Source organism: Thomasclavelia sp., from assembly GCF_017889095.1.
Lineage (GTDB): Bacteria > Bacillota_I > Bacilli_A > Erysipelotrichales > Coprobacillaceae > Thomasclavelia.
Window position 1 is genome coordinate 1 of the sequence record NZ_JAGHEW010000268.1, and the last position, 6092, is coordinate 6092.

The window sequence follows — 6092 nt, forward strand, 5'->3', positions numbered from 1 at the left end:
AACGGACAAATTTATCTTCAGGATGGAAACCTAAAGTTTCTTTAATTAATTTTTCATTTTTTTGCAGATCATTTCGTTTTAATTTATCCTCTTTAGTAGCAACAACCATAACTGGTACATTATAATGTTTAACAAATTCATACATTAACACATCATCTTTTTTGGGTTTATGACGATAATCTACTAATAAAATAAACCCTTTTAAAGTATTACGATGATTAATATATTCATCCATTGTTTTACCAAACTGTTTAGTTACATTATCACTTACCTTAGCATAACCATAACCAGGAACATCAACAAAATATAAAGCATCATTAACATTATAAAAATTTAAGGTTCTTGTTTTACCTGGTGTACTGGACACTTTAGCTAAACCATTACGATTTAACATTGCATTAATAAAACTGCTTTTACCAACATTACTGCGCCCAGCTAAACACATTTCGGGAAAGGATTCTTTTGGCCATTGGCTTTTCCATGCTGCGGATAAAACGTATTCTGCTTTTTTAATTTTTGCCATTTTCATCACCTCTTTTATTGTAACATATTCAAGAAAAAAAGGGTTAAGTTTTAACCCTTATTTTACGATTGCATGATCTAATACTGTATCAATATGATCAGCTAAAACAATTTCTAGTTCATCTTGAACAGATTTTGGGATATCATCAATATCTTTAGCATTATCTTTAGGGATAATGATCTTTTTAATACCTGAACGATGTGCTGAAATTGATTTTTCTTTTAAACCACCGATTGGTAAAACATTACCACGTAAAGTGATTTCACCAGTCATCGCTACATCGTTGTGAACTGGTTTATTTTTAAATGCTGAGTATATCGCTGTTGTTAGGGTTACCCCAGCACTTGGACCGTCTTTTTTGATAGCTCCTTCAGGAACATGGATATGAATATCTTCTTTATCAAAAGCAATATTTTCTAATCCATATTTTTCTTTATTAGCTTTCATGTAGTCTAAAGCAATTGATGCTGATTCTTTCATAACATCACCAAGTTGTCCAGTAATAATAAATTTACCTGTTCCTTGGAAATGATTTACTTCAATTGGTAAGATATCACCACCAAATTGTGTATAAGCAAGTCCAGTAACGACACCAATTTGATCATTAGCTAATTTTTTAGTATGTTCAAATGGCGCTTTACCTAATAGCTCTTCAAGTTTATCTACAGTTACGTGTAAAGATTCTTGTTTATCTTTTAAAACTGTTAAAACAGCTTTACGACAAATTTTAGCAATTAATCTTTCTAAATCACGAACTCCAGCTTCACGAGTATAATGACGAATAATATACATTAATGCATCATCATCAAAAGTTAACTGTTGATCATTTAAACCATGAGCAGCTAATTGCTTTTTGATCAAATGATTTTTAGCAATCATTTGTTTTTCTTGTTCAGTATATGAAGATAATTCAATAATTTCTAAACGATCACGTAGAGGACCAGGAATATTACCAAGATCATTAGCTGTAGCAATGAAAAGTACTCTTGATAAATCATAAGGTTCTTCTAAATAGTTATCAGAGAATAAACTATTTTGTTCAGGGTCTAATACTTCTAGCATTGCACTAGTTGGATCCCCTTTATAATCACTTGACATCTTATCGATTTCATCTAACAAGAAGACCGGATTAACAACCCCAGCTTTTTTCATTCCTTGAATGATTCTTCCAGGCATTGATCCTAGATAAGTGCGACGATGTCCGCGAACTTCAGCTTCATCACGTACCCCACCTAAAGAGGCTTTGATAAATTTACGATCTAAAGCACGTGCAATACTTTTAGCGATTGATGTTTTACCAACCCCTGGTGGACCGGCTAAACAAATGATTGGTGCTTTTAAAGAATTAGTCATTTGTTTTACTGCTAAATACTCAACGATTCTTTCTTTAACTTTTTCTAATCCATAGTGATCTGCATTTAAAATATCTTCGATTTTTTGGATATCTTCTACGTCTTTAGTTTCTTGATACCAAGGTGTTTTCATCATCCAGTCAATATAAGTTCTAACGACGTTAGCTTCTGAAGATGCTGCTGGCATCGTTTCAAAACGACGCAATTCTTCTTCAATCTTATCTTTTACATGTTTAGGATAAGGATGGTTGTTTAATTCTTCGCGAATTGTTTCAGCATCGTCTTCTTTTGGTACTGAATCACCTAGTTCTTCTTTAATTGCCCGTAATTTTTCGCGTAAATAATATTCACGTTGATTTTCATCGATACTTTCACGAACTTTACGATTAATTGATTCTTCAATTTGACCAATTACTTTTTCTGATTCAATTGAACTAATTACTTTTAACAATCTTTCATTAACATTGATTGTTTCTAAGATTTGTTGTTTTTGTTTTAGATCAACTGGTAAATATTGTCCAATTGTATCCGCTAAAACACTTGCTGAAACACCACCAGATAAACGATTGATTGAATCTAATGGCATATTAGGCATACTGCGTTTAGCTTGTTCAAAGTATGAAGTAGCTTTACGAACTAAAGCGACTTCTTCATTACGATCACCAAGTTCATCTTCAATGATCTTAGCAGTTGAATATAAACTGCCTTGATGGATTTCAAAATTAGTTAATTCAACTCTTTTAGCTCCTAAAACAGTTAATTTAATTGTTCCTGAACTATCACGTCTTACTTTTCGTTCAATTTTACAAAGAGTACCAATATGGTACACATCATCAAAAGAAGGATTATCCTCTAAAGGATTAATTTGTGAAACAAAAATGATATTGTTGTCATGTTCATTAGTACTTAACTGAAGTGCTTTTAAACTTACGGGGCGACCAACGTCTAAAGTTAGATGGTTTTCTGGAAATACCACCATTCCCCGAGTACAAACTACTGGCAATGTTAATACAGTTTGTTCGTTCATTTTCGGTTCCTCCTATTTTCTAAAATTTATTAAAAAGACGCATTTATGAGCGTCTTTTTATTTCTTTAAATTGTCTTTTACTAAATCAATAGCTTTACGAGTTAAGATGTCATTTTCGACATGGCTCATATTTCCTTCAAAAATTTTCTTAACTTCGTCTAATTCTTTTTGGTACATATCAGCAATTTTTTGTAATTCAGCTTCACGTTCTTCATCGCTAACTGCTAATTCTTCTTCTTTAATAATTGCTTCTAAGATTAAGTTTAATTTAACTCTTTGTTCAGCCTGATCTTTGATGTCTTCACGAACATCTTCTTTAGATTTTCCAGTGAATTGTTCATATACTTCAAAATTCAAACCTTGTCTTTGTAAGTTTTGTTCGATTTCTTGTAACATCATATCTTGTTCTTGTTTCAATAAAGCTTCACTATCTTCAACTTTTGAGTTTTCTACTAAAGCTTTGTAGATATCATCCATGAATTTATTTTCACTTTCGCTATCTTTACGAGCTTTAATTTGTGATTTGATATGAGCTTTTAATTCTTCTAATGTTTCTACCCCATCGATATTAACATCTTTAGCTAATTCATCATCGATTTCTGGTAAATGTTTTTCTTTGATTTCATGAACTGTTACTTTAAAAGTAGCTTCTTTACCAGCTAAGTTTTCAGCCCCGTAATCTTCAGGGAAAGTAACTTTAATTTCTTGTTCGTTATCAGTAGTCATCCCGATTAATTGATCTTCAAATCCTGGGATAAATGCACCACTACCGATTTCTAATGGATAGTTTTCACCTTTTCCACCGTCAAAAGCTACACCATCAACAAATCCTTCATAATCAATTACAGCAGTATCACCTTTAGCTACTTTTCCACCTTCTTTAATTGATAATTCAGCAAATTGGCTTTGGTAGTTAGCTAATTGTTCTTCGATTTCTTTTTTAGTTACTGCTACACGACCTTTTTTAACTTCTAATCCTTTGTATTCCCCTAATTCTACTTCAGGTTTTACTGGAACATTGATAACTACTTCTAATTCATCAACATTAATTTTATTAATAGATAAAGATGGTTGAGCTACTGGTTCAACATTAGCATCAGTTAAAATAGATACAAATTTTTCTTGTAAGATCATATCTGAAGCTTCTTCTAAAATACTAGCTTTAGATACTCTAGATTTAACCAAAGCAACTGGAGCTTTCCCTTGTCTAAATCCATCAATTTTTACATTTCTAGCTAATTTATTAAGCGCTTTATCTTGAACGGCTTTCCATTCGTCACTTTCAAACGCTACTGTTAATTCAACAATTGCATTTTCTAATTTTTTATTACTGACTTTCATACTATTCTCCTTTTTTAGTTTCATCACGTATTATATACTAACAATACCATTAATTCAACTTATTTGAACAATTAATCATGCAATTTTTTTCTTTAATACTCAATTTCTTTAATTTCATTTAACTTTTCTAAAACATCTTCTTGATCACAGTTATATAGAAATTCAATATCAAGCAGTTCAATATCAATATACTGCATTGATGCTACATGATAATGGATAGCTCCGGCAATTGGACGATAATCATCATAATCAATATATTTAGGATAAACTAGATACAAGTAATAGCCTAAAAACTCCTGGCATAAAGCAAACAATGATGGATTTTCATCTTCAATCCCTTCTGACAATAACTTTGAAATTTCTGCAACTACTTCCTGATCTAAAACTAGCGGTGCAAAACTAGGATTGATTTCATAGTTTACTCCATTTTTGATCAAGATCATTTCTTCATCAATTTCCTGATCGATCATTAATTCAATTAGTAAACTTTTAGCAAACGAACCTTTACGTTCATCTTTTAAAAAGTTACGAATTGCCGGCAATAAACGACGAATATTCATTCCTTCTAACTGTTCAATCGCCATATACAGCAAATCATCATTAACCTGATCTTTTTGTAAGATATTTTCAATATCATCTAAACTAAAAGCCTGATTATAACGTTCCATACCCTCATTAGCTTCATGTTTAGCTAATAACAGTTCATCATAAGCTGCATTAAACATTGTTTCATACTCAAAAGGAATATAAGGCATTGAAAGTTCTTCAATAATAATATTGATTGCTTCTTCAAATTCCTCTAATTCTTTTAAAGTCGCCACATAAATACTGACAACATCATAATAAGTATTACTAGCTTTAGCTTTGGCTAAGATTCCTTCATTTCTAGCCTGTCGATAATTACCTAATCCATATAAACAAACCAAACGCTGATATCGTGTTAATTCATCATCCATATCTTCCAATAAATCTAAAGCATCTTGAAACTGATTATTGGCAATATATTCTTCAATCATCTTTTCTCCTTAAATTTACTTATCATCATCTAAATCAAACTGATAATCTAATTCATCATCTTTTTCTTCTTGTTCTTGCAAACTTTCAATTACTTCGTTATAAAGTTCAAGTTTACTATCCTTTAAAAAATCATCATCAGTTAAAGGCATGTTCATCACTCCTTTTACTCATCTATTATAACGTTCCTTAAACATTTTGCAAACAAAACAGCTCAAATAATTGTTGATAGTAATCACTAAAGACACTATTTTTCCGCCAAATAAAATTAATTTCATGATTAATATTAAAATCATTGATCTTAATTTCCTGTAATTTACCCACTTCAAGTTCTTTAACTACTGCCATTTCATAAATAAATGTAATTCCCTGCAAATTACTAACTAACTGTTTGATCGTATTAATATTTCCGATTTCAATAATATTTTCAAATTCCTGTAAATTTAAATTTCTTTCTTTTAACCAGCGTTCAATTATCTCTCGTGATCCCGAGCCAGTTTCGCGAATAATTAAATTATATTTAAATAAAGCATTAATATCCTGGTAACCATCAATCATTAAATCTTTAGCTCCCACACAGATATAATTTTCATAACAAAAAGTTAAATAATCATACTCATTTTTATTAAAATAACCTTCAACAATCGCAAAATCCATCTTACCTTCATTTATTTCCAATAATAAATCACTCGTATTAGCTACTTTCATCTTAATGGTTAAATCTGATTTTTTAGCCAATAAGCAGTTAATGATATTAGGCATGATGTATTCGCCAACTGATAAAGTTGCTCCAAATACTAATTCTTCTTTAGCCAAACGATTTTGAAGTTTTTTC

Annotated in this window: 6 protein-coding genes; all 6 read right to left on the reverse strand. The window is 30.8% G+C overall.

Features of this window, described 5'->3' with window-relative positions:
• Positions 1–523 (reverse strand): ribosome biogenesis GTP-binding protein YihA/YsxC (yihA, locus tag J7M77_RS11915; protein WP_296878832.1); only part of this gene is annotated, 523 nt, incomplete at its 3' end.
• Between the two features lie 57 nt (positions 524–580).
• A complete protein-coding gene (gene lon / locus J7M77_RS11920) occupies positions 581–2902 on the reverse strand; it encodes an endopeptidase La (RefSeq protein WP_296878835.1) in 2322 nt (773 codons plus the stop codon).
• A 57-nt stretch (positions 2903–2959) separates the two neighbouring features.
• A complete protein-coding gene (tig, locus tag J7M77_RS11925) occupies positions 2960–4243 on the reverse strand; it encodes a trigger factor (protein ID WP_296878837.1) in 1284 nt (427 codons plus the stop codon).
• 92 nt (positions 4244–4335) lie between these two features.
• Positions 4336–5259, reverse strand: coding sequence for a hypothetical protein (locus J7M77_RS11930; protein ID WP_296878839.1), 924 nt, complete (start codon positions 5257–5259; stop codon positions 4336–4338).
• A 15-nt stretch (positions 5260–5274) separates the two neighbouring features.
• On the reverse strand, positions 5275–5409 hold the full coding sequence (locus J7M77_RS11935; protein WP_296878841.1) for a hypothetical protein: 135 nt from the start codon (positions 5407–5409) through the stop codon (positions 5275–5277).
• 37 nt (positions 5410–5446) lie between these two features.
• The coding region (locus tag J7M77_RS11940) for a LysR substrate-binding domain-containing protein (protein WP_296878843.1) at positions 5447–6092 on the reverse strand (646 nt) is incomplete at its 5' end.